We start from the raw sequence: 21,647 nt of genomic DNA, 5'->3' as shown, positions 1-21,647 counted from the left end.
GAAAGCAGAACATGTCCAGAAAACCAAGACTCCTCATCATCACAGCAGCCTTTGGCGAAGGGCACAACAGCGCCGCCCGCAATCTTTCCCTGGCTCTCAATGCCAGAGAGGTGGAAACGAAGGTGGCTGATCCATGCGTGCTTTCCGCACCACACGCCACCTCTTTCCTGCAGTGGGGATACAGGCTGGTCACCACGCATTTTCCACTGCTATGGGAGAAAATTTACCGCGGCACAGACAAGTGCGATTTCTCCCGGCCGGATCTGCCTCTGATGCGCCGCCCGGAGAGTTACTTGCAGACCTTGATGGATGAATACGAGCCAGATGCCGTGATCTCGACTTACCCGATCTATCCGTATTTCCTGCACAGGCACTTCAACGAGACCAGGAAAAAACTGCCAGTCTTCACCGTTGTTACAGATTCCATCGAGATCAATGCCTCTTGGCTGCGCGCTCCCACCGACTACTTTCTCGTGACCGATCGCGCGACGCTGGAAACCATGCGGTGCTGGGGCATTCCCGAAGAAAAGATCATCAACACCGGATTCGCGGTGAACCCGGCCTTTTCCACGATGAAACCGGTTTCTCAGGAGGATCCCTGTAAACCCTTCCGCGTGCTGTATTTTCCCACGGCTAAAAAGCCCTTCATCCGCCGCCACAGTCGCGCGATCCTCGACGCTTCACCAGACGTTCATCTCACGATCGTGATGGGAAAAAATTTCCGCCTGTTGCAATCCAGAGCCCGGGAAATCAAAGCCGCCTATCCCGGACGGGTGAAACTGCTGGGATGGACAAAAAAAGTCCCACAATTACTGACTTCCCACCACCTCATCGTGGGTAAGGCCGGGGGTGCGACCGTCCATGAGGCTATCGCCGCCCGCTGCCCGATGCTAATTCACCACCTCGTTCCGGGACAGGAAGAAGGCAATCTCCAACTGCTTCAACAACTTGGTGCCGGAGATCTTGCCGAGATGCCGAAAGATCTCAACGAAGCTATCTCGAAAATGCTCGCAGACGATGCAACCAGATGGCGTAAAATGAAACAAACACTGGCAAATCACGATTGTAACGACGGAGCTATCAAAGCCTCCGATTTCATCCTGAACCACTTACAAAAAGATTGATCTAACAGGGCGCTTGCTCCACCAACCGCCGCCCAATCCTAATTATCCAATGGCAGATTTCTTATTCGATATTGGCAAAGTTCTCCTGGACTTCGATTTCGAAAGTTCACTGGTCACCCTTTTGCCTCCCGATCATCCCGCACCACGTGAGGCCCTGGCAAAGCTTATCGAAAAGAAGGACGAATTTGAGGCAGGGAAAATCTCCGTGGGCGACTATACGCAATGGGCGATCGAAACGCTGGAAACCACTGCCACAATCGAGGACTTCCACGCCTCCTGGCAGAATATTTTCACCCCAAACAATGCTATGTGGGCGGCTGCCAGAAAGCTAAGTTCCGATGGCCACAGGCTGATCCTGTTCTCGAACACCAATGGCATCCATTGCCCATGGATTTTCCAGAAATACCCGGAATTTTCTATTTTTCACGGTTCAATCCTCTCTTTTGAAGTGGATGCAATCAAGCCACAGCCACTCATTTACCAGCATGCCATCGAGAAATACTCACTTGTGCCGGAAAAAACACTCTACATCGATGACCTTCCCGCCAACATCCGCACTGGCAATGAGTTCGGCTTCCGCAGCCATCAATACGATTTGAACAATCATCCGGCTTTCGAAGCCTGGCTGGCAGTAGAGATGGGCAGGCTTTCACTCACTTAATCCGCTTTTCATAGAATAACTCACGCAATGTTAAAAATCGCAGACCGCACCTTTTCTTCCCGTCTCTTTCTCGGCACCGGTAAATTTCCATCCAATGAAGCCATGCGCGATGCCCTGGCGAGCTCCGGCACGGAAATTGTAACCGTTGCCCTGCGCCGTGCCGACCTGTCCGGCAATAAGGACAAGTTCGCCAATATCCTGGACTTTGTTGACCCTGAAAAATACTTGCTCCTTGCCAATACCAGTGGAGCAATGAACGCGGAGGAAGCGGTGCGCCTCGCACGTCTCGCCCATTCCGCAGGCCTTCCGAAATGGATCAAGCTCGAGATTCATCCGGATCCGACCTACCTTTTGCCGGATCCGATCGAAACGCTCAAAGCGGCGGAAGTTCTGGTAAAAGAAGGCTATCAGGTCCTTCCCTACATCAACGCGGATCCGGTATTGGCGAAGCGCCTTCAGGAGGCTGGCTGCGCCACGGTGATGCCCCTCGGCGCCCCGATCGGGACCAATAAAGGCATTACCACGCGGGATCAAATCCGGATCATTATCGATCAAGCCACCGTGCCCGTTGTGGTGGACGCTGGAATTGGTGCTCCAAGTCATGCGGCGGAAGCAATGGAACTCGGTGCGGATGCCGTTTTGGTAAACACCGCCATCGCCATCGCATCCGATCCTTCAAAAATGGCAATCGCCTTCAGACAAGCTGTCGAGGCAGGTCGCGCCGCCTATGAGCTTGGGCTCCCCGCACCCAGCTCGACAGCCAGCGCCACAAGTCCGCTCACCGCCTTTTTGAATCAAGGCTGAGTAATCAGGGTTGAGCCTTGCAATCGCAAGGGCCGGAGCTTCGGGATTACTTGAACAAAAAATAACCGGCGATGGCAAAAATGCCGAACCAGCAGGACCAGATTTGGGTCATGTTCAGCGAGCGTGCGCCCTCGGTTTCCGCAGGGTCATCCGGATGGAAGCCGAACAGCCTTTCATATTTTACGAGCAACCAGACCGCGAACCCCATCCAAGCGATCATAAAAAGGACAAGGGCGATTTTGATGAGAATAAGCATAGGATAGAAGGTGGTTAACCAAGTTTTTGATAATCCCGACGCTTCATAACAGCAACCCCAAAGCTTCATGAATTTCCGTTCGCCATCGGCTTCCATTCCCTTCAGCATCGCCCCGTGAAGTCTGGTTTTTTAGAAAAACTTGTAGCCCGCATCGATCGGGTGGAGCCGGGTGAGATCCAGCAAATTGTAACTCGCCTGATCCAGGAAAAAGGCTTTCTGGAGAACGTTTTCGAGGCTCTGCAGGAAGGCTTGATCATTCTTGATCCGGAAGGAAAAATCACATTCCTCAATCGCGCGGCAAGCCAGTTCTTCGGCCTCGATCCAGCAAAAGCACTTGGGGAGAAGATTTCTGAAAAAATCCGGGGAATCGAGAATATCTCACTCAGCGGCTCCAAGGAAGCGGTCTACCGTGATGTGGAAATCTTCTATCCGGAGCACCGGATGCTGAATTTCTACCTTTCACCCATCGACGATCCAAAAAACTACGAGATGCCGCTAGGTCATGTCATGCTGATCCGTGATACCACCTCCAGTCATGCGGAAACCCAGGAAAACCTGGAGTCCGAACGCCTCAATGCGTTGACTTTGCTTGCCGCCGGAGTGGCTCATGAGATCGGTAATCCCCTCAATTCCCTGGACATCCATCTCCAGCTTTTGAACCGCAAGCTACGCAAACTTGCTCCAGCGGATCGCAAGCATCTCACCGGGCATGTCGAAACCGCCCGCCAGGAAATCAAGCGCCTGGACACGATCCTCAAACAATTTTTACAGGCTGTCCGGCCAACCACACCACGGCGGGAATCGCGCGATCTAAACTCAATACTCCGCCAGACATTGACTTTACTGGAGCCGGAAATTGTCTCGCGTGGAATCGCTGTGAATCTGGAGCTTTCTGAGAAAATGCCGCCTGCTCTACTGGATCCGGATCAATTCCAGCAGGTTTTCTATAATCTTCTTCGCAATGCTTACCAGGCCATCTCCGGAGACGACGGATTGATCCGGATCAAAACGACCTCCACAGAGACCGACTTCATCATCTCTATTTCGGACAACGGCACCGGTATTCCTCCGGAAAACATGGGCAGCCTCTTTGAACCCTACCGCACCACAAAATCATCCGGCACCGGGCTCGGTCTCTTGATTGTCCGCCGTATCATCCGTGAACACGGAGGTGAAATCGAAATCAAATCCCAGCTGGATCAAGGCACCGCGATCCTGATCCACCTGCCCCATACGGCTCCGTCTCCGCGTTTGCTGCCATCGCCCATTATCGATTTTTAAACACTCGTTCTCATTTCCAAAAAAATCCTCATCATGCTCCCCACTCTCCTCATAGTCGATGACGAACGCGCCACCCGCGAAGGGCTACGCAGTGCTCTGGAGGAAGATTTTGATGTCTACACTGCTGCCAACAACAGCGAGGCGATGATGATCCTGAAAAGCGAGGAGATCCAGCTCCTCCTTACCGATCTCAGGCTTGGTGGGGACTCTGGAATGGATCTCATCGATGCAACGGCGAAGCTCCCCAAACCACCTGTTATGTTGATGATGACGGCATACGGCTCAGTCGATACCGCTGTAGAAGCAATGCGGAGAGGCGCGTTTCACTTCGTCACCAAACCGCTGAATCTGGATGAAGTGGAGATGCTGCTAAAGCGTGCTCTACGCTCGCAAAATCTGGAGATCGAAAACGTCCAGCTCACAAAGCAGGTTAAGAAAAGCAACAATCTTTCGCGTCTGATTGGCCGTTCCCAGGAGATCAAGCAGGTGACGGAACTGATTGAGCAGATCGCGCCGACCCGGGCCACAGTTTTGATCGAAGGCGAATCGGGAACCGGTAAAGAAGTTGTCGCGAATGCGATCCATCATCTTTCCGGAAGACCCGCTTCAAAGTTGGTGATCGTCAACTGTGCGGCACTTTCCCCCCAGCTGCTGGAATCCGAGCTTTTCGGCCACGAGAAAGGATCATTCACTGGCGCAGCACAAAAACGCATCGGCAGATTCGAGCAAGCTGATGGCGGAACACTCTTTCTCGATGAAATAGGGGAGATCGATCCTGCAACGCAGGTCAAATTGCTACGTGCACTTTCTGAGCGGAGCATCGAAAGAGTGGGATCGAACTCGCCAATCAAAGTCGATGTCCGGGTCATCTCCGCAACAAACAGGAATCTGCGGCAAATGGTCGACGAAGGGAAGTTCCGGGAGGATCTTTTTTTCCGTTTGAATGTCGTATCCATCAAAATGCCGACTCTGCGGGCACGCCCGGAAGATATCGTCCTCATGGCGAATGCTTTCCTCAAAGAGTTTTCAGAGGAAAACCAAAGACCGCTGAAACCCCTGAGCGACCGCGCCATCCATCAATTGATCTCCTACAATTGGCCGGGTAACGTCCGGGAGCTCCGGACTGCCATTGAGCACGGGGTTGTCATGTCCAATGACGATTTTATTGATGTCACCCACCTCCCCTCATTCCTCCGGGAGGAACGCGACCTCCCTGCGAAAGATCACGAAAATACCCAGATCATCCTTCCTGCTCCCACAGAGCTGAATTTGCATGCATTGGAAACAAACGCAATCCGGGCGGCATTGGCCCGCACCGGCGACAACCGGACGCAGGCTGCAGAACTTCTTGGGATCAGCCGCCGCACACTGCAGCGAAAAATCAAGGAACTAGAGCTTTAAGTTTCCCCGTCTTTAGCATACCCCTCAGTCCCGCATGAGTAACGCACAGAACCAATTTGATCCCGGCATCCTTATCAGGAGGAGCTTGTTTTTTCTGATCCTGATCATTCTTACCCTGGGCAATCTTTTCACGCTCTTTCGCGGTCTCAATTCCCCGCATGCGATGGACCAAGCCCAGATCGCGCGGGAAGTGGCTCGCGGCAATGGCTTTTCCACGAAAGTGATCCGTCCCCTAGCTTACGAGCAAACAAAAGAGCACCAGCAAAGTGCCGTCTCATTCATCGATTTCAAAGACACTTATCACTCTCCGCTCAATCCCTTGCTGAACGCTGCGGTGCTAAAACTCGTCGGGGGTGATAATGCCGAGCAATGGCAGATGGGCGAAAAGGAGATGGTTTTCCCCCTGGATCGGGTAATCGCCACTGTCTCCACGCTGTGTTTCCTGGTTTCGATCGGAGTCAGCTACCTTCTGGTATCGCGGATTTTTGACGAGAAGATCGCGGGGGTAACGGCGATTCTCATGCTGTTTTCCCAGACTTTCTGGGATTATTCCCTCAGTGGCCTGCCACAGATGCTGATGTTGCTCCTTTTCAGCTGTGCGATTTATTTCACCTATCGTGCGGTGGAGGATTCCACAGAAGGGAGACCGCCGTTTCTACCAGCAATTATCGCCGGCGTTTTCTTCACGCTGCTGTCGATGACGCATTTCCTAGCTGTCTGGATCGCACTCGGATACATCATTTTCGCAGCGGTGGCTTTCCGTCCCCGCGGCATTGTTGGTATATCGATCCTGGCGATTCTCATCGTCCCATCGATCTTTGTGATGATGCGGAACGTCGGCATCAGCGGCACTCCTTTCGGTGCTGCGTTTTTCAATCTCTACAACGGGATTGGAGGCGGCCAGGAAGACATGGTCATGCGCAGCCCGACTCCTCCGGGCCTTCTTAACAACGGCTTTTTCTCCACAATCCTGCGCACGATGTTGCTCCAGAGCTCCGATATCATTCCATTCCTGGGGGGGATCTTCGTCGCACCCCTATTCTTTATCTCTCTCTTGCATCCCTTCAAGCGGCCATCGATTGCAAATTTCCGTTGGGCGATCTTGCTGATGTTTTCGGTCTCCGCGCTTGGTCTCGCCATTTTTGGAATCAGCACCGAGCCACTTGATCCAAACCAGACACATCTGCTTTTTGCTCCGGTCATGACCGCTTATGGCCTTGCGTTCATCTCCATTCTCTGGAGCAGGCTACCCCTTGTGAGTTCTGCGCCGATGTTGAGAAATGTCCACCACATGATCGTCATCGTTCTCTGCGCCCTGCCGTTGTTGCTCTCCCTGCCTTCGAGAGCCAGAGTGGGCCTGGATCGCAAAGACAGCGGCGGTGTTCCACACTGGCCTCCGTATTACGCTCCTGCGCTGAACCTAGGTCTCAATAAGTGGCTTACGGAAAAGCAAATCTGCTTTTCAGACCAACCGTGGGCCGTCGCCTGGTATGCGGACCGGGTATCAATATGGTTGCCGCCTTCCCGCACCGATTTTGCAGCACTTGAGACAGAAGCCCAGGAACTGGATACTCCGGTAGCCGGTATCCTAATCTCCCCATCCTCGCACGGCGCCGGGAATGTTAGCGAAGTCTCCAGCAAATACAAAGATTTCGCCTCATTGGTTCTTGATGGAAGGGTCTTCCTGGCAACTTACCCACCTGGTCTGTCGATCTACGATAAAGATCAAAAGATACAGGAAATTACCCGGCGTTATCCGTTCCGCGCCACTCTTGTGGGTATGGATATGGTTTACTACTCGGATCGCGCCCTCCGTGCCGCAGATACCGAAAATTGATCGATGAGAGCGAGCGTTTTTCCTGAAATATTTCATTTATAACTATGCCTGCACGTAAGAAGAAAGATCCGGCAAGTGCCGAGAGCGAGCTTTCCTTTGAAAGCGCTTTAGCGAAAATAGAAGACATCGTGGAGTCCATGGAAGGTGACCAGCTCCCTCTGGAAGACCTTGTCGATCAATACGAGGCAGGATCAAAACTTCTGAAACATTGTGAAGCGGTTCTATCAAGCGCACGCCGCCGGATTGAGCTGATTACTCTCACAGACCGCGAAGAGGCAGCGCCATCCGGCAAAGCAGAACCGCTTCCCTATTCACTTAACGCTTCGGACGAAAATTCCGAAGACCTAGACGACGATAATGACATCAGCCTCTTCTGAATCCCCCGATATCACTCCATCCGTGCGACCGACTACTTCCGGACCTCTACTCCCATCCATAAAATCACCGGATGACGTCAAAAAGCTGACCGATGAGCAGCGGGTGGAGCTTGCGGGTGAGGTGCGCGAGACACTCATCAATTGCCTATCTGTCACCGGCGGTCATCTTGGACCGAACCTTGGAGTAGTGGAGCTCAGCATCGCGCTGCATACGGTTTTTTCCACTCCTACCGACAAGTTTGTTTTCGACGTAGCACACCAGGGCTATGTCCACAAGATGCTCACGGGACGGGCTGATAAGATTGATACCATCCGCACTTACAAGGGCCTCAATGGCTTTCTTCTACGCTCCGAGTCCGAGCATGATGCCTATGGTGCCGGTCACGCCGGAACCTGTCTTTCCGCCGCTCTGGGCATGGCTGCGGCAAGAGATCTGACCGGTGGCGATAGTCACGTGGTGGCCGTCGCAGGTGATGCGGCGTTTACCTGTGGCCCCACGCTCGAAGCTCTGAACAATATCGCGGAGACCACAAAGAAATTCATCGTGGTTCTCAACGACAATGAGTGGTCCATTGATAAAAACGTGGGAGCTATCGCCCGGTATTTCAATGCTCTGCAGACTCACTCCACCTACTCCTCCGTCCGCACTTCCGCCGCTGACTTCGTGGAAAAACTGCTCGGAAAAGCCGCTCGGAAAATTGCTCACAAAGTGGAGGAAGGAGCAAAAAATCTCATCTTCCCCAACGTTCTCTTTGAAAAATTCGGGCTGAGGTATTTCGGTCCGATAGATGGTCACAATCTGCCCTTGCTCGTCAAAACTTTCGAGCACCTGAAAACGCTCAATGAGCCGGTGGTGCTTCATATTATTACCGAAAAAGGCCGGGGATACCAGCCAGCTCTCGACAATCCGGGAAAATTCCACGGCCTGGGCGCGTATAAGATCGAAGACGGCTCCACCGATACAGTCTCTTCACCCACCTGCTCGGACATCTTCGGGCGGACGGTGACGAATCTGGCCATCGATGACCCGGGTATCGTGGCAATCACGGCCGCCATGCCCGGTGGAACAAAACTCGATACCTTCAAGCGTGAGCTGCCGGATCGCTACTATGATGTCGGCATCGCCGAGGAACACGCCGCGCTTTTCGCCGCCGGTATGGCTACCGAAGGAGTAAGACCCTTCCTCGCGATTTATTCCACGTTTATGCAGCGGGCCTATGACATGATCATTCACGATATCGCGCTGCAGAATCTTCCGGTCCGCCTGTGCATGGATCGTGGCGGCCTCTCCGGCGATGACGGCCCGACGCACCACGGATTGTTCGATATCGGCTACCTCCGTCATGTTCCGAACATTATCCACATGCAGCCGGCCAATGAGGCGGAGTTCGTGGCGATGCTCAATTGGATGGCGAAATATGATGATGGCCCCACCGCCATACGTTATCCGCGTGGCGTGATTACCGGAGTCTCTGTGGACGAAAAGGTCAGCCCCATTATTCTGGGGAAAGGCGAACTTGTCCAAGAAGGCAATGATGTGGCGCTAATCGGCCTTGGTTCGTTTTTTGAAATGGCGGTAAGGACGAAGGAACTTCTGGAGGCAAAAGGCTATTCTGTAGCACTTGTAAATCCACGTTTCATCAAGCCTCTGGATACGGAATTGCTGGAAAGAGTCGCGAGAAACTGCAAAGTCATCTGCACCTTCGAAGACCATGTTCTGATGCACGGATTCGGCGCGGCCTGCATTGAACACCTTCATGACGCGGGTATCCCGACCCCGGTGGAACGTATCGGCTGGCCGGACGAGTTCATTGAGCATGGCAAGCCCGATACCCTCCAAGCCCTTCATCATCTCACTCCCGAAGCTGCGCTCGACAAAATCCTTTCCCGACTCAAGACTGATAACTGAAAGAGCTTATTCCGAATTTGAATAAGGGCTTTTCCGAATTCATTTGGCATGCCCCCTTCTTCACCCAAATCATACCACTATGGAACTCGACCTTATCGATGCCCCCTTCGACCTCCGCTATATCAAGCCCGGGGAGCTTGAAGAGATTTTGGAAGATCCTTTTGCCGTGCGATTTTTGCCTGACAATGACCGCGACGATGGAGCCTCGCGCTACTACGCACTTGGACGCACCATTGCAGACAGACACCTCTTCATTGCCTTCACCACAGACGGAAAAGTCGCACGCGTCATCGCCGCCCGTGAGATGGCGGAGGCGGAGCGCCGCTTCTATGACCGTAATTATAACGAAACTCGCTAAATTATGAAAATCATCACCTCTTGGTCAGAACTTCCGGATTTTGACGACGACGCCGCGGAAAATGCATTCTGGCAAGAACACGAACTCGATTCCAAGCTCATGGCGGGTTCCGTTCATGAGGCCGATTCCCGGGAATCCACCACAATCACCCTCAGGTTCGATCCCCGGATGCTCTCCCGATTGAAACGTATCGCCCGCTCGCGCTTCCTGAATTATCAATCCATGATGAAACAATGGCTGGCCGAGCGTCTGGAAGAGGAGATGAAAAACCCTTAGCAGTAGCGCCAAGTTCCAACCCATCAGAGACGCTCTTGGCCATATGATGCTCCGCAGTGTATTGAAGCTTATTTCGTCGCCCAAGATATGGTTGGCAGGAATTTTCGTGTGGGCGATTGCCCTCTACATTCTCTCCTCAATGAGCAAAACGCTACCGGACGGCGGTCCTCAAATACCTCATTTCGATAAATTTTTACACTTCTCCTATTTTTCTTTCGGCGGAATTCTTTTTGCCACATGGCTGCTGCTTAAGAAGACGACCCGACTAGCCACGCCCAAGCATCTACTAATTCCACTGATCGCTCTCTCGATCATCGGTGTTTTAGACGAATACCATCAGTCGTTCACACCCGGGCGCTCCGGCAATGATCCCTTCGATTGGCTTGCCGATGTATTCGGAGCACTATTTGGGATCATCATTGCAAACCGCTTTCATGGACCATTTAGAAATTTTTCATCCCGGGTTACAAAAATGTCCCAAATTTGACATGTAATTGCGTCGAAGCGTGATATGAGTTTTCACGTTATGACACAACTCGACCAACTTAAGAAATTCACCACCGTGGTGGCAGATACAGGCGATTTTGAAGCGATGAAATCCTTCAAACCGCAGGACGCCACAACAAACCCTTCCCTGATTCTTCAAGCGGCGAGCAAGTCTGAATATCGTCACCTCATCGATAAAGCGATTTCAGAATTCAAGGGTGGAGATCTATCCGGACAAGCGCTCACCAATGCGGTGCTGGACCGGATTCTTGTCCTCTTCGGACTGGAGATCCTAAAAATCGTCCCGGGTCGCGTTTCCACCGAGGTCGATGCACGGCTGTCATTCGATACCCAGGGCACCCTTGATAAAGCCCGCGAACTGATTTCCGCATACGAAAAGGAAGGCATTTCCAAAGATCGTGTTCTCATCAAGATCGCTTCCACCTGGGAAGGTATCAAAGCCGCTGAAATTCTGGAAAAAGAGGGAATCCACTGCAATCTCACCCTCCTTTTCTCCTTCGCCCAAGCTGTCGCCTGTGCTGAGGCAAAAGTGCAGCTGATCTCGCCGTTTGTCGGTCGTATTCTTGACTGGCACAAAGCCAACACCGGTGAAGATTACCAAGGCGACGCAGATCCGGGAGTAATCTCAGTGAAAGCCATCTACAATTATTACAAAAAATTCGGTTACAACACCGAAGTCATGGGAGCCTCTTTCCGTAACAAAGGAGAAATCCTTGCCCTTGCAGGATGCGACCTCCTCACAATCTCGCCAGGGCTCCTTGCCGAGCTGGCCGAATCCGAGGATGAAGTGGAAGCGAAGCTCACGCAGGAGAACGCCGCCAAAGATCCTGTGGAAAAAATCTCTCTGGATGAGAAAACCTTCCGTTTGATGCTCAACGAAGATGCAATGGCGACGGAAAAAACCGCACAAGGTATCCGTAACTTCGCAGCGGATATCGTGAAGCTTGAGAAACTGGTTAACGAGGCGCTATAAATCCGCCAGATTATTGTTCATCAAAGCCCCGGTATACCATTACCGGGGCTTTTTCATTTTCTTACCGGAGACCGTGGATGAATTTTCCACAATTACGCGCTTTGCGCTCCCGCAAAATCAGACTTTGATTCATGGATGATCGACATGCTTGTGCGCCTCTATGATTTGCCGGACTCCACTGAGCTCTACCAAAAATTAACCGCACAGGGAATCACCCTCAGACGCGCCCGTGCTTTTGAAAAACATACCGTTGCCGCATTTGGTAAGAAGCATTTTTCGGAAAAATGGGCCAGCGAGATCGAAGTCGCTTTGACTCGCCAGCCTGTATCCTGCTGGATCGCTACCCGCGACAAAGAAATTCTCGGCTTTTCTTGTTATGAAACGACGCAAAAAGCTTTCTTTGGCCCCACAGGTGTTATCGAAGCAGCCCGGGGAACAGGCTTGGGCAAAGCGTTGCTATTCAAGTCTCTGGAGTCTCTGCATCAAATTGGCTACGCCTATGGAATCATCGGAGGCGTAGGCCCACGCGAATTCTATGAAAAAAACTGTGGTGCGATCGAAATTCCCGGGAGCGATCCGGGTGTTTACCGGGACATACTTCCATAGTCCTCAAAACACTCTCTGACGATATTTTCTCCGTGGATAGCAGCCTACATACAAACCTCCCGGAACGGCTCGGCGCGATCACCGTCAAGGAGCTCCGGCAGAGTTTGCGCCGGACAAGCTTCATCTATCCGTTTATCTTTATCCACATTTTCGCGACAACTTCCATCTTGGTGGAGTTTCAGCTGGGGTCCAATCATCTATCGAGCGGCAATCCTGCGGTTTTACAGTGGGAGGGCGACAAGGTCGGCTATTTTTGGTGGATTGCCATGAGTGTTTGCGGTTTGCTGATGCCACTCGCGGGTTTCTTTCTTATGCCCCAGGAGACCGACGAAGGAAACCACGAGCTGTTGTTGCTAGCTAGTCTCAGCCGCTGGCAAATCGTCTTTGAAAAATTTCTTATGCTCTGGGGACTTAGTCTCTTAACATTCGTCTCTCTTCTTCCTTATATTATCATCCGTTATTTTATTGGAGGAATTGAATGGCTGCACGAGCTTGCTAATTCGGGGACGGTCTTGGCTGTAGCAGCCATAATTGCGGCGGCCTCTCTTGCTGCTTCCGGCTTCAAACACATGGCCGCTAAAGCTTCGGTTTTCATACTCTTTCTGTTCTGCACTCTGCTCGGCGGCGGAATTGGAATGATTGGTCCCGCCATGGTGATGGATCTAGCAAAAACGTCCAGATGGCTCGTGCCTTCCGCTATATTCTACCATCTCTGTGCAGTAGTGATGGTCTCTAGCTTCTGCTTTATAGGATTGCTCGTCGCTCGTTCGCGATTGCGATTGGCGGTCATGAATTTCGAGGTCAAACCATCTTCCCTGATCCTGATCATGCTCGGCGTCGCCCCTTTCATCATCGGGGCGATTGCCGCATGCACCTGCGGATTTGGCAGTATTCTAGGTGTTCTATTAATCGCGTATCTGGCATGGAATACGGACCGCACCCCAAAGGCTCCTAAAAGTTTTCCCGCACCCGCTCCAAATATCCCACTTGCGTCGACAAATCCAAATCCCGGAATTTTATATCCGGATCAGTAGATTTTGCCCGCGATCTCTATCAGCTAGCAAGCGTCCCGCTAGATTTTAGGGATTTGATATTGTTTCTCACGCCCTTTGGTTCGAAGGGCTCGCGTAGAGCGGATTTAAGATCAAAGCTACCTTCGAAATCCTCGGGTTTATCGGAATCCTGCTTACCGAAGACCTGCTCCTCTATCATGCGGAACACCATGTTCCCTATATCGCGGCATTCGTTCACTCCCCATTCTTCCATTAAGGTCACCGCCATCGGGCCGAATTGCTCGATCGCAAAATCGCGGAACCCTCCCAGAAGTTCTTCACCGCTCACGTGCCGCCCTTTCCCGTGGCTGGACTCCATGAAGCGTTTCAAGGTAAAATCGAGGGCATCTTTCAGAAAAAAATACGCTTGCCCGTCATATCGACTCTCACGTTGTAGAATGGATGCGACTGACTCCTCGAAATGAATGGGCTGCATTCCGCGAGGCTGCCAAAATGCGCTCTGGCTGTCAAAGCGCTTTCCAGCGCACGCGAGCGGGAAACCTTCTCAAAGCTCCATTCCAACAAGATCGCGATCCTGTTTTGCCGAGTCCAAAAAGGACTCGTCCATTTGCACCGCTTTTGCCAAATGATTCTTTGCCCGCTCGGATTCGCCGAGCTTCCACAGATAGCAGGCCATATTGTAATGATAAACCGGCATTTCATTGAGAACGTCCGGGCCCCTCATCAACCAGTTTTTTGCTTCTTCGGTATTGCCTGCCTCATGATTGCAGTAGGCTGCGCTCAGGAAAAACTCGGGATCGTCCACGGCCATTCTACAGAGAATTCCCGCGGTTTTGGAAGATTCCGTCCAATCTTCTTTCGCCATCTCCGCCGCAAGCTTCAGCTCCAGAGCACGGCGTTCCTGCCCGCTACCGGTCGATCCCAAAGACTTCAGCTCTTCCAATGCGTCATCGGGCATACCCAACTCCAACCATCCCGATGCTGCTCTCAAAATCTGCTTGGTAACCATTGATCCTACCATTAGCAGATCCTGCACCATCGCGCAACTTCGCTCTTCCTTTAAGCTGCCTAAAAAAGAAAAAACTCTTCTCTTGAAAGCAAAATCCAAACGCCCGCAAACTTCCGCATGATCAACGCTTTGCGGAATGGTGTATCGAACAGTTTCTACCGCTCTTTCGATACTGAAAGACCTCTCGGTGAAAATCCTATCGAAGATTACCGCACACCGTTTCAAATCGATCGTGACCGTGTGCTCCACACTCCGGCATTTCGCAGGCTTCAGAACAAAACACAGGTTTTCTGGTCAGGAGAATACGATTTTTACCGCACACGTCTGACCCATTCGCTGGAGGTGGCCCAGATCGGAAAATCCATTTGCGCATGGCTGCTGCGCCAGCCCGGGAGCGTGCTGGAAAGCGATTTCCACATCGATACGGATCTGGTGGAGGCGATTTGCCTTTCCCACGATCTCGGGCACCCACCATTCGGTCATGCCGGTGAACGAACGTTGAACCATTTGATGCGCTCACATGGCGGATTCGAGGGAAATGCACAAACGCTCAGACTGCTGAAAGAGCGGATTTTCTCCGCCAGCAGGAAAGGAATGAATCCATCACGCGCCTTTCTCGATGGCATCCTGAAATACAAAACTTTGCGCAGTGAATTGATGTGCGGCGATGAGGCCCCAAGGAATCACTTCATCTACGACAGCCAGGCAGATATTCTCGATTGGGCCATGGGCGATATCGATTTTCCCGTCGAGTATACTCCCGGTAAATGCCGGGATGCGTTCAAATCCGTGGAATGTCAGATTATGGACTGGGCGGATGATACCGCATATTCTCTCAATGACCTCTCCGATAGCGTGCGGGCGGGTTTTCTTCATGTGGAAAAAATCGAAACGTGGGCGGAAGCGCACAGCTATGATTTCTCGGAAAACACTCCACTGGGAGATCTGATTCGTGCGATCAAAAAGCGTCGGGTGGATCCTTTCGTCGGTAAACGAATCGGAACATATATCAGAGCTGCCCGTCTCGAACAGGATAGCAATGTTCTCTCCTCCCTAAGCAATCGATACAAATACCGCTTGGTGATCGATCCTGAAGTGCGGTCGGAATCAGAGCTTTTCAAAAGGCTCGCCTATGAGGTGGTCTTCCTTTCACCCAAGCTCAAACAGCTTGAGCATAAAGGATCCCACATGCTTCGTGGCATGTGGGAAATACTGGAAACCCGATACATCAGAGGCGAACTCATTGATGGCCAGGACTTCCAATTGCTCCCAGCCGATACCGTGCGGGAAATCGATGAAGCAAAGGAGGAAAGCGTCCGGGCCAGGCTGATCTGTGATTACCTTGCAGGGATGACAGACGGCTATGCGGCCAGGACCTACAAGCGACTCTTTTCTCCGGACTTTGGTTCGATCAATGACCTATAGGTGGAAAAAAGTAGCGATGCCCCGTCTTCGTCAATAACCACAACCTCCCCTCATTGTCCAATTCGGTTGGCCCAAAGAAAAAATGTTCAACCCGGCAGATCCCTCCAAGCTGTAGTTTAGCCCACCAATCCCTATCGATCCGAGGAGCCGGAATTGCTTGGTGGGGAACGCGTAAAATATTGGATTCCAACCGGATCACTGATCCATTTTCCTGAAAAGATAAATAGCCTTACTAGGATTCGAACCTAGAATAACGGAATCAAAATCCGGGGTGTTACCATTACACTATAAGGCTTTTCTCGGAGGTTTCCCTCGGGGCGCGGGAAAGTAATACCCCACCCCCGCTCTTGGCAACCCAGAAATCAGCAAACTTTGATTTTTTTTTTACACCTCCGGTAGAACGCCCGTAGCTGCTCGGTTTCAGCGATCAGATCACAAAAAAACTGGTGACAACCACAGGGACTGCCACCAGCAAAACGCTATCTATCAACAACTATAAACTAGCATTTACAGAACGGATCACCAGCTGAAGCGAATCCCTGTCGTAAGGTTGAAACCATCAAATGCACCGCCGTTATTGGCCTGATCACGCATACTGATATACTGGAGACCGGTCTGGAGCTTGATCTTGTGCTCGTAAAGGTAGTAGTTGAAGCCCAGATAACCTTCCTGATATTGATCGCCCCGGCGGCCATTGACTACGATGGAATCATAGCCGTTGTAACGAACACCATCATTCCCATCACTCTTGAGGAATGTGTAGCGGGCGACCAATTGCAGGCGATCTGTGATATCGTAGTAAGGCATCAGAACAAGTCCCCAGACATCCGGTTGGCCCAGAAAGCCATCACCGAAACTCACGTCTCCGCGGAATCCGTATTGATCTTTCTCCCAAATCGTATTCAGGGAGGCGATCTGTCCGAACGAGCGGTTCGTGAACAATGCCGGAGAGGACGGATTCTCTTCGTTGATCACATAATCGAAAGCCACCACCGCCGTATCGGCACCTGTCATGTCGCTCAGATCATAGCCAATAGTTCCCACCCAGGAGGTGCCGCTATTGAACTCGCCGAACTCGTTATCCTGTTCGCCCTGGGAAAAGAACCCTGTGCTGTAGTGCCAGTTTCCAAGTTCACCACTAACGGTGATTCCAGGAATATATTCGTTCGAAAACCAGAGGTTTCCTGAGAGAGCGCTACGATCGATGGTAAGAAGCTCCTTTGAGGAAGTCTTACCGTCCAGGGTGAAGCCCATTCCCTGCTTGCCGATTTTCAGCTCAAAGGCGTCGCTAGGTTTCCACGCGAGATTCGCATCGGTAAGGCGCCGATAAAACGGATCTTCATCAGGATCGAAGTCAGCCTCGACGTGAAGGGTGAAATCCTGAAACAAACCGGCTTTGAAACCAGCTCTCAACCGACGCGTATTAAAGTTGTCATAGCTGAGATCACGACCGGGCCCGCCAGCGGTCGTGCCTTCACCATCGATCACGACATAGTCGAATTGGGCGCGCCCCGTAAAGGCGAACTTTTGTAGAATCGGGTTGTTTTCGTTCTCGTATAGAACGGCGTGGCTCCAGACATCTTTTGCCCAATTTTCAACAGCGTCGACATCCGCGGCGCTGCTCATTCCGGTGACGGTAAAAAGTGACATAATAGTCACAGCCGGGATACTGTTTTGTATTCTTCTCATATCGTTAGTTTTAGGTCGTCCATCTCCGGAAAGTCAGGTCCGGACTGGGAATGGCGCGACATTGTCACCGCGGAAATCTCCAGCCTAGCTGCTCAATGTGACATATCTGTCACATAAAGAACTCGCAAAACCGTGAATTGTGACAAAAGCATGAAGAAAACTCATGATGAAATCTGAAAAGCCGGCCTCCGTGTCATCGTATAGTGACGCTCTGCGGGAGGTGCCTTGCCGATTTCTTTTTCCGACAGAGATCCTTCTGTGTGACCATCCTCATGTTTCCTATTATGAGAAAGCTACTGATTAGCACCGCCCCACCTTCCACGATACTCATTCGCATCATGATCGGGGGAGTCTTTCTCGGTGAGGGTATTCAGAAATTTCTCTACTCCGAAACAATGGGTAGCGGGAGATTTGAAAAAATCGGCATCCCGTCTCCTGATCTTATGGGACCGTTTGTAGGCTCCACCGAGATCGTCTGTGGAGTGCTTGTGCTTCTCGGGCTTGCCACCCGCTACGCGGTCATTCCTCTCTTGGCCATCATGGCCGTAGCAATATTCACGACCAAAATTCCAATCTTGCTTGGGGCTGAGTTCTTTGGATTTGCTCCGCGTTCGTTGGACAGATACGGCTTGTTGGGCATGCTTCACGAATCGAGGACCGATCTATCAATGACATTTGGTTCCCTTTATCTCTTGATCGTTGGCGCTGGCCGGTGGTCGCTCGATGCCGTGCTGACAACCGCGAATAACGAAGATCTTTGATATGAGAATTTTGATTGTGGAAGATAATCAAAAAACGGCCCGGGCAATCCGCAACGGCCTGAAGGCCGAAGGGTATGAGGCGGTGGTCGCTAAAACTGGCAATGAAGGCTATCGGTTTATCACCGAAGAGGCCTTCGATCTGATTGTGCTAGACTGGATGTTACCGGAGCGCAGCGGGATTGAGCTTCTGCGGGTTTTGCGCAACCTGGCCCTCAAACCACCCGTTCTGCTGCTAACCGCAAGGGACTCTGTGGAAGACCGGGTGATGGGGTTGGATTCTGGAGCGGACGATTACCTGGTCAAGCCGTTCGACTTCACCGAATTGCTGGCTCGCTTGAGAGCTCTTATGCGCAGAGCGATTCACGAAGAGGTCATGCGTAAGCAAATCGGCGATCTAGTGATCGATTTGAGATCCCGCCAGGCATGGAGAGCGGGTGAAGAAATCATCCTCACGCCGCGGGAATACGATTTTCTCGCATTTCTCGTTCGTTATGAAGGGCAAGCGGTAACCCGCCAGATGCTCGCGAAGGAAGTTTGGAGGGAACCGAATCGCTCCACGCCGTTGGACAATGTGATCGATGTCCACATTGCGCGGTTGCGTAGAAAAATTGATGATGGAAGACCTCAGAAGCTGATAAAAACCGTTCGCGGGGTGGGTTTTCTCCTGAGCAGTAACCTTGAAGCCACCGCGTGATAACTTTTCTCAGGAAAGCTCTCATCCCGCGGGATTGGTGGACCCGCCGCTCGCTGAAGCTGCGGCTGGCAGCCTGCTTCACGGTTGTCTCCGGCGCTGTGAGTCTCGTCCTCATCCCAGCGGCTTATACTCTGATCGATCAGAGGCTCCATCTGGAACAGGATCGCCAACTACGCATCGACTGGGCGCTCGTAGAAGCACATCTGGAAGCCACCAAAGACGGAGGAATCCAATGGAGATCCAACAGTCCGGCCACTCCCAGCAGCGCCGGCTACGCATCCACTTGGTTCGATGTCTGGTCCGGGAAAAAAATGTTACTGAGCCATTGGCCGGAGGACGCCACACAGGTTCTCCAGCCACCACGCCGGGGAGGGAAAAAAGCTGAAATTTTCTACAACATCAAGCTGGAGGAAAATACCCCGGCACGCAGCTTGCAGACGGTCACCCGGGTTGATGGACGCAGAGTTATTCTGAGGGTTTTTCGTGATGAATCCGGGATTCGCTCCACGCTGAGGGAAATTTTGGCGGGTCTCGTTCTCGGCCTACCCATTTCAATCTTATTGGCAGGTGCTGGTGGATACCTGATGGCCGGAAAAGCCCTTAAGCCACTGAGGGCAATGGCCAGTGAAGCAGGGAAAATCACTTCCTAGTCCCTCGGCAAGCGTCTCCCCAATCCCAACCCCAATGATGAGCTCGGTAAACTCGCCACCGTTTTCAATCAGACATTGGAGCGCTTGGAACTATCGTTTGAGTCGCTCAAGCGTTTCACCGCGGATGCATCCCATGAGCTGCGCACACCGTTGACCGCACTGCGGAGTGTTGGCGAAATCGCGCTCCGCGGGAACGAAAACGAACACGAATTGCGGGAAACCATCAGCAGTATGTTGGAGGAGGCGGACCGTCTCAATAACCTCGTCAGCACCATGCTGATGTTTGCCAGAGCCGAAGGCGGTAGCGCCAATCCGGTTATCCGATCGCTCTCTGTGAGTGCCCTTTGCGTGGAAATCTGTGACAGTCTAGAGGTTCTTGCGGTCGAGAAAAAACAACAACTCACCGTCTCCGGAGAAGGTGATGTTTCTTTGGAATCCGATGCGCTCCTGCTACGCCACGCGATCATGAATATCGTCCACAACGCTATTCATTACAGCCCCCGGGAGGCAAAAATCGATGTCTGCTGCCTCGAGGAAGGTGACCGAGCCATTATTGAGATTTCCGACAACGGTCCCGGGATCCCTGCGGAACACCGCGAAAAAGTCTTCGAGCGTTTTTACCGGATTGATTCAGCTCGTTCACAAACCGAAGGTGGCTCGGGACTGGGCCTGGCGATCGCCAAGCTCTCAATCGAACAGATCGGCGGTTCTATCCAGCTCCGTGAAGCCGGACAGCAAGGATGCCGTTTCCGCATCAGCCTCCCGCTGAATTGCTCGGAAAGCTGATACCGTCCCGGAAGGCAGCCCCATTTTGTTTCTGAACAAATCTTAAGGTTATTCAAATAGCCCTTCCCCTCTCCATTGCAGAGGCTTGCCCGCAAATCCCGGTGGCGGTGCGCTTTCGAAAACACGCTGGCACCGCACGGCCCACTATTTCCACACGCACATCTACCCGAAATGAACAAACCTACGCTTTTTGTATTGTCCCTAACTTCGCTCGCTTTGCCGCAGGCTTTTTCCCAGGTGGAAACCGCATTGGTGACCGGCGGTCCCTGGGAAAAAAACATCTCCCTCCCCGCCGAAGCCTTTCCTTACCACCGGGTCCATCTGGGCACCTCTGCTACAGGTTGGATCGAGGAGCTGAGAGTCGATATCGGCTCTAGAGTCAAAGCTGGCGATATACTCGCGATCATTCACGCCCCAGAGCTGGACGCCGCCCATAAAGCCCGTGCCGCCAAGCAACGTGTCTCCCAGGCAGCCTCCGTGCTGCGCTCCGCGGAAGCCTCCATGAGCGCAGTCAAATCAGAAACCACCCGCATTACCGCTTTGGCAAAATCGGGCACGGTAACCAATAAAGCGCGCGACGAGGCAAATTCACGTCTCATCGCGGCAGAAGCGAAAGTCGGCGAAGCGGAAGCGGGCATCACTGCGGCTGAAGCGGATGCACTCGCAGCAGCAGCCCGTGAAACGGAGGCGGCGGCGGCACTGGAATATACGAGAATCAAAGCGCCCTTCGATGGTGTCGTCGTCGAGAGGAAAGCCGAGCCCGGCGATTTTCTGGGTCCCGCTTCCATGCGTGAAAATCTCTTCACCGTTGAGCAGACCGAAACCATCCGCGTCCGTTTGGAAATCCCGGAACACGCCGCGGGTCTTGCCAATGCCGGCGATCCTGTATCACTGAAGATCGCAGGCCAGGATTTCAACAGTGAGCTTACCCGCGTATCCGGCTCACTTGATCCTGTTACGAAGACGATGCTGGCAGAGGTCGATCTCCCGGGCGCTGCCTTGCTACCCAGAGTGCTGGGCAGCGGATCGATTGAGCTCGAAAAGCTGGAAAAATCCAGCCGCGTCCCACTTTCCGCAGTGCGCACCGGCTCCGATGGTTCGCGGTTTGTGATGGTGCTCGAAGGTGAAGCCGAGCGGAAGGTCTTGGTGAAGCTTGCAGCCGTGGACGGCAAAATGGCCATTCTTTCGGAAGGTCCTGCGGAAGGTGAGAAGGTCGTTATCCCATAACCGGCTCCAGAAGCCATTTTTCA

At 52.4% G+C, this 21,647-nt stretch carries 24 protein-coding genes and 1 tRNA gene; 20 read left to right on the top strand and 5 right to left on the bottom strand.

Annotated features, from left to right (window positions below; genetic code table 11):
• Positions 1-11 precede the first annotated feature (11 nt).
• From ACFSSA_RS11965 to ACFSSA_RS11955, 3 genes are read left to right on the top strand one after another with little or no spacing between them, the layout of a single operon-like run.
• Positions 12-1,124 (top strand): MGDG synthase family glycosyltransferase, encoded by a 1,113-nt coding sequence (locus ACFSSA_RS11965; RefSeq protein ID WP_386820684.1) that lies wholly within the window; start codon positions 12-14, stop codon positions 1,122-1,124.
• Positions 1,125-1,173: 49 nt separating this feature from the next.
• Positions 1,174-1,785 (top strand): HAD-IA family hydrolase, encoded by a 612-nt coding sequence (locus ACFSSA_RS11960; protein WP_386820683.1) that lies wholly within the window; start codon positions 1,174-1,176, stop codon positions 1,783-1,785.
• Between the two features lie 27 nt (positions 1,786-1,812).
• Entirely contained in the window at positions 1,813-2,589 is a 777-nt protein-coding gene (locus ACFSSA_RS11955; RefSeq protein WP_386820682.1) for a thiazole synthase, read from the top strand.
• Between the two features lie 46 nt (positions 2,590-2,635).
• Here the strand turns inward: ACFSSA_RS11955 and ACFSSA_RS11950 are convergent, their stop codons facing one another.
• Positions 2,636-2,845 carry a hypothetical protein gene (locus ACFSSA_RS11950; protein WP_386820681.1) on the bottom strand — a complete coding sequence of 70 codons (210 nt, stop codon included), beginning with the start codon at positions 2,843-2,845 and terminating at the stop codon, positions 2,636-2,638.
• Between the two features lie 114 nt (positions 2,846-2,959).
• Between ACFSSA_RS11950 and ACFSSA_RS11945 the strand changes: the two genes are divergently transcribed.
• From ACFSSA_RS11945 to ACFSSA_RS11895, 11 genes are all read left to right on the top strand, one after another.
• Positions 2,960-4,126: a sensor histidine kinase gene (locus tag ACFSSA_RS11945; protein ID WP_386820680.1), complete on the top strand. Its 1,167-nt coding sequence runs from the start codon at positions 2,960-2,962 to the stop codon at positions 4,124-4,126.
• A gap of 33 nt (positions 4,127-4,159) precedes the next feature.
• The gene (locus ACFSSA_RS11940; RefSeq protein WP_386820679.1) at positions 4,160-5,527 is read left to right on the top strand and encodes a sigma-54-dependent transcriptional regulator; all 1,368 of its coding nucleotides are present in this window, start codon (positions 4,160-4,162) and stop codon (positions 5,525-5,527) included.
• 34 nt (positions 5,528-5,561) lie between these two features.
• On the top strand, positions 5,562-7,364 hold the full coding sequence (locus ACFSSA_RS11935; RefSeq protein ID WP_386820678.1) for an ArnT family glycosyltransferase: 1,803 nt from the start codon (positions 5,562-5,564) through the stop codon (positions 7,362-7,364).
• Positions 7,365-7,408: 44 nt separating this feature from the next.
• Positions 7,409-7,741, top strand: coding sequence for an exodeoxyribonuclease VII small subunit (xseB, locus tag ACFSSA_RS11930; protein ID WP_386820677.1), 333 nt, complete (start codon positions 7,409-7,411; stop codon positions 7,739-7,741).
• Between the two features lie 22 nt (positions 7,742-7,763).
• Positions 7,764-9,650, top strand: coding sequence for a 1-deoxy-D-xylulose-5-phosphate synthase (gene dxs / locus ACFSSA_RS11925; protein ID WP_386820676.1), 1,887 nt, complete (start codon positions 7,764-7,766; stop codon positions 9,648-9,650).
• 79 nt (positions 9,651-9,729) lie between these two features.
• Positions 9,730-10,008: a BrnT family toxin gene (locus ACFSSA_RS11920; RefSeq protein ID WP_386820675.1), complete on the top strand. Its 279-nt coding sequence runs from the start codon at positions 9,730-9,732 to the stop codon at positions 10,006-10,008.
• Between the two features lie 3 nt (positions 10,009-10,011).
• Positions 10,012-10,284, top strand: a complete 273-nt coding sequence (locus ACFSSA_RS11915) for a CopG family antitoxin (RefSeq protein ID WP_386820674.1) — start codon at positions 10,012-10,014, stop codon at positions 10,282-10,284.
• 139 nt (positions 10,285-10,423) lie between these two features.
• Positions 10,424-10,771, top strand: coding sequence for a VanZ family protein (locus ACFSSA_RS11910; RefSeq protein ID WP_386820673.1), 348 nt, complete (start codon positions 10,424-10,426; stop codon positions 10,769-10,771).
• A gap of 39 nt (positions 10,772-10,810) precedes the next feature.
• Positions 10,811-11,764 (top strand): transaldolase, encoded by a 954-nt coding sequence (tal, locus tag ACFSSA_RS11905; protein WP_386820672.1) that lies wholly within the window; start codon positions 10,811-10,813, stop codon positions 11,762-11,764.
• Between the two features lie 135 nt (positions 11,765-11,899).
• Positions 11,900-12,370: a GNAT family N-acetyltransferase gene (locus tag ACFSSA_RS11900; protein WP_386820671.1), complete on the top strand. Its 471-nt coding sequence runs from the start codon at positions 11,900-11,902 to the stop codon at positions 12,368-12,370.
• Positions 12,371-12,402: 32 nt separating this feature from the next.
• The gene (locus tag ACFSSA_RS11895) at positions 12,403-13,404 is read left to right on the top strand and encodes a hypothetical protein (RefSeq protein ID WP_386820670.1); all 1,002 of its coding nucleotides are present in this window, start codon (positions 12,403-12,405) and stop codon (positions 13,402-13,404) included.
• Between the two features lie 19 nt (positions 13,405-13,423).
• Here ACFSSA_RS11895 and ACFSSA_RS11890 read toward each other — a convergent pair whose 3' ends face one another.
• Complete coding sequence (locus tag ACFSSA_RS11890) at positions 13,424-13,858, bottom strand: Minf_1886 family protein (RefSeq protein WP_386820669.1); 435 nt, start codon at positions 13,856-13,858, stop codon at positions 13,424-13,426.
• 69 nt (positions 13,859-13,927) lie between these two features.
• Entirely contained in the window at positions 13,928-14,422 is a 495-nt protein-coding gene (locus tag ACFSSA_RS11885; protein WP_386820668.1) for a tetratricopeptide repeat protein, read from the bottom strand.
• Positions 14,423-14,509: 87 nt separating this feature from the next.
• Here ACFSSA_RS11885 and dgt point away from each other — a divergent pair, with 87 nt between their 5' ends.
• A complete protein-coding gene (dgt, locus tag ACFSSA_RS11880) occupies positions 14,510-15,817 on the top strand; it encodes a dGTP triphosphohydrolase (protein ID WP_386820667.1) in 1,308 nt (435 codons plus the stop codon).
• A 224-nt stretch (positions 15,818-16,041) separates the two neighbouring features.
• Here dgt and ACFSSA_RS11875 read toward each other — a convergent pair.
• Together ACFSSA_RS11875 and ACFSSA_RS11870 are read right to left on the bottom strand one after the other, a co-directional pair.
• Positions 16,042-16,112: transfer RNA gene (locus ACFSSA_RS11875), tRNA-Gln, on the bottom strand.
• A gap of 224 nt (positions 16,113-16,336) precedes the next feature.
• Entirely contained in the window at positions 16,337-17,467 is a 1,131-nt protein-coding gene (locus tag ACFSSA_RS11870; RefSeq protein WP_386820666.1) for a porin, read from the bottom strand.
• A gap of 323 nt (positions 17,468-17,790) precedes the next feature.
• On the opposite strand from ACFSSA_RS11870, the gene ACFSSA_RS11865 reads away from it, so the two are divergent.
• The 5 genes from ACFSSA_RS11865 to ACFSSA_RS11845 all read left to right on the top strand — a co-directional run bounded on the left by ACFSSA_RS11865 (position 17,791) and on the right by ACFSSA_RS11845 (position 21,624).
• Positions 17,791-18,267: a DoxX family protein gene (locus ACFSSA_RS11865; protein WP_386820665.1), complete on the top strand. Its 477-nt coding sequence runs from the start codon at positions 17,791-17,793 to the stop codon at positions 18,265-18,267.
• A gap of 1 nt (position 18,268) precedes the next feature.
• Positions 18,269-18,961, top strand: a complete 693-nt coding sequence (locus ACFSSA_RS11860; protein ID WP_386820664.1) for a response regulator transcription factor — start codon at positions 18,269-18,271, stop codon at positions 18,959-18,961.
• The gene (locus ACFSSA_RS11855; protein WP_386820663.1) at positions 18,958-19,611 is read left to right on the top strand and encodes a hypothetical protein; all 654 of its coding nucleotides are present in this window, start codon (positions 18,958-18,960) and stop codon (positions 19,609-19,611) included. The genes ACFSSA_RS11860 and ACFSSA_RS11855 overlap by 4 nt, the downstream gene beginning before the upstream one ends.
• Positions 19,612-19,695: 84 nt before the next feature.
• Positions 19,696-20,397: a sensor histidine kinase gene (locus ACFSSA_RS11850; RefSeq protein WP_386820662.1), complete on the top strand. Its 702-nt coding sequence runs from the start codon at positions 19,696-19,698 to the stop codon at positions 20,395-20,397.
• A 171-nt stretch (positions 20,398-20,568) separates the two neighbouring features.
• Positions 20,569-21,624 (top strand): efflux RND transporter periplasmic adaptor subunit, encoded by a 1,056-nt coding sequence (locus tag ACFSSA_RS11845; protein WP_386820661.1) that lies wholly within the window; start codon positions 20,569-20,571, stop codon positions 21,622-21,624.
• Positions 21,625-21,647 lie beyond the last annotated feature (23 nt).

Source organism: Luteolibacter algae, from assembly GCF_042683045.1.
In the GTDB taxonomy this organism is placed as follows: Bacteria; Verrucomicrobiota; Verrucomicrobiia; order Verrucomicrobiales; family Akkermansiaceae; genus Luteolibacter; species Luteolibacter algae.
This window is presented reverse-complemented; position numbering and strand designations above follow the sequence as displayed.

Excerpts from the sequence above, each read along its gene's own strand:
- ACFSSA_RS11965 (WP_386820684.1), top strand. The coding sequence starts at position 12 with ATGTCCAGAAAACCAAGACTCCTCATCATCACAGCAGCCTTTGGCGAA.
- ACFSSA_RS11960 (WP_386820683.1), top strand. The coding sequence starts at position 1,174 with ATGGCAGATTTCTTATTCGATATTGGCAAAGTTCTCCTGGACTTCGAT.
- ACFSSA_RS11955 (WP_386820682.1), top strand. The coding sequence starts at position 1,813 with ATGTTAAAAATCGCAGACCGCACCTTTTCTTCCCGTCTCTTTCTCGGC.
- ACFSSA_RS11950 (WP_386820681.1), bottom strand. The coding sequence starts at position 2,845 with ATGCTTATTCTCATCAAAATCGCCCTTGTCCTTTTTATGATCGCTTGG.
- ACFSSA_RS11940 (WP_386820679.1), top strand. The coding sequence starts at position 4,160 with ATGCTCCCCACTCTCCTCATAGTCGATGACGAACGCGCCACCCGCGAA.
- ACFSSA_RS11935 (WP_386820678.1), top strand. The coding sequence starts at position 5,562 with ATGAGTAACGCACAGAACCAATTTGATCCCGGCATCCTTATCAGGAGG.
- xseB (WP_386820677.1), top strand. The coding sequence starts at position 7,409 with ATGCCTGCACGTAAGAAGAAAGATCCGGCAAGTGCCGAGAGCGAGCTT.
- ACFSSA_RS11920 (WP_386820675.1), top strand. The coding sequence starts at position 9,730 with ATGGAACTCGACCTTATCGATGCCCCCTTCGACCTCCGCTATATCAAG.
- ACFSSA_RS11915 (WP_386820674.1), top strand. The coding sequence starts at position 10,012 with ATGAAAATCATCACCTCTTGGTCAGAACTTCCGGATTTTGACGACGAC.
- ACFSSA_RS11910 (WP_386820673.1), top strand. The coding sequence starts at position 10,424 with ATGAGCAAAACGCTACCGGACGGCGGTCCTCAAATACCTCATTTCGAT.
- tal (WP_386820672.1), top strand. The coding sequence starts at position 10,811 with ATGACACAACTCGACCAACTTAAGAAATTCACCACCGTGGTGGCAGAT.
- ACFSSA_RS11900 (WP_386820671.1), top strand. The coding sequence starts at position 11,900 with ATGATCGACATGCTTGTGCGCCTCTATGATTTGCCGGACTCCACTGAG.
- ACFSSA_RS11890 (WP_386820669.1), bottom strand. The coding sequence starts at position 13,858 with ATGCAGCCCATTCATTTCGAGGAGTCAGTCGCATCCATTCTACAACGT.
- ACFSSA_RS11885 (WP_386820668.1), bottom strand. The coding sequence starts at position 14,422 with ATGGTGCAGGATCTGCTAATGGTAGGATCAATGGTTACCAAGCAGATT.
- dgt (WP_386820667.1), top strand. The coding sequence starts at position 14,510 with ATGATCAACGCTTTGCGGAATGGTGTATCGAACAGTTTCTACCGCTCT.
- ACFSSA_RS11870 (WP_386820666.1), bottom strand. The coding sequence starts at position 17,467 with ATGTCACTTTTTACCGTCACCGGAATGAGCAGCGCCGCGGATGTCGAC.
- ACFSSA_RS11865 (WP_386820665.1), top strand. The coding sequence starts at position 17,791 with ATGAGAAAGCTACTGATTAGCACCGCCCCACCTTCCACGATACTCATT.
- ACFSSA_RS11860 (WP_386820664.1), top strand. The coding sequence starts at position 18,269 with ATGAGAATTTTGATTGTGGAAGATAATCAAAAAACGGCCCGGGCAATC.
- ACFSSA_RS11845 (WP_386820661.1), top strand. The coding sequence starts at position 20,569 with ATGAACAAACCTACGCTTTTTGTATTGTCCCTAACTTCGCTCGCTTTG.